At 65.7% G+C, this 1,153-nt stretch carries 1 protein-coding gene; it reads left to right on the forward strand.

What is annotated here, in order from left to right; genetic code table 11:
* Positions 1 to 1,153 (forward strand): NAD-dependent succinate-semialdehyde dehydrogenase (locus tag F9929_RS23870; RefSeq protein WP_152049051.1); only part of this gene is annotated, 1,153 nt, incomplete at both ends.

The raw sequence follows: 1,153 nt of genomic DNA on the forward strand, positions 1-1,153 counted from the left end.
AGGCGGCGAGCGCGGTTCAGAAGGACTGGGCGAAGAAGACCGCCAAGGAGCGGGCCGGGGTCCTGAAGCGCTGGCACGATCTCGTGATCGAGAACGCCGACGATCTGGCCGCGATCCTCACCGCCGAACAGGGCAAGCCGCTGGCCGAGGCCAAAGGCGAGGTCGTCTCCAACGCCGCTTATCTCGAATGGTTCGCCGAGGAAGCCAAGCGCATCGAGGGCGAGATCATCCCCGGCGCCAACCCCGCGCAGCGCATTCTGGTTCTGAAACAGCCGGTCGGTGTCTGCGCCGCGATCACGCCCTGGAACTTTCCGAACGGCATGATCACCCGGAAAGTCGGCCCGGCGCTGGCGGCCGGCTGCACGATCGTTCTGAAACCCTCCGAACTGACGCCCTTGTCGGCGCTGGCGCTGGCCGTTCTCGCCGAACGCGCCGGCGTGCCGAAGGGGGCTTTTTCCGTGGTCACCACGACGGATGCGAAAAGCTTCGGGCTGGAGGTGACCAAGAACCCGACCGTCGCCAAGATCACCTTCACCGGCTCCACCAATGTCGGGCGCTGGCTGATGCGCGAAGGGGCCGACACGATCAAGCGGCTGAGCCTCGAGCTTGGCGGCAACGCGCCCTTTATCGTCTTCGACGACGCCGATCTGGATGCCGCAGCCGATGGGGCGCTCTTGTCGAAGTTCAGGAATGCCGGCCAGACCTGCGTTTGCGCCAACCGCATCTACGTGCAGGAAGGCGTGGCGGAGGCCTTCACGCAAAAGCTTCTCGAACGCGTCGCCACGTTGAAGCTCGGTCGCGGGTCGGAGAACGGCGTCACCGTCGGTCCGCTGATCGATGCCCGCGCGGTGGAGAAGATGGAGCGCCACCTGTCGGACGCGCTGGAGAAGGGCGCGAAGCTTCTCACGGGGGGCAAGCGCTCATCTGTCGGGCCGACCATGTTCGAGCCGACCGTGGTGACGGGGGTGACGCAGGAGATGCTGGTGACGAAGGAGGAGACCTTCGCGCCGCTGGCCCCGATCATCACGTTCCGAAACGAGGCGGACGTGATCGCGATGGCGAACTCAACGGAGTTCGGGCTGGCGAGCTATTTCTACGCCCGCGACATGAAGCGCATCTTCACGGTGGCCGAGGCGCTGCAGTCGGGCATGGT

Origin of the sequence: Aureimonas psammosilenae (assembly GCF_009176975.1) — a bacterium.
GTDB classification, from domain to species: Bacteria; Pseudomonadota; Alphaproteobacteria; order Rhizobiales; family Rhizobiaceae; genus Plantimonas; species Plantimonas psammosilenae.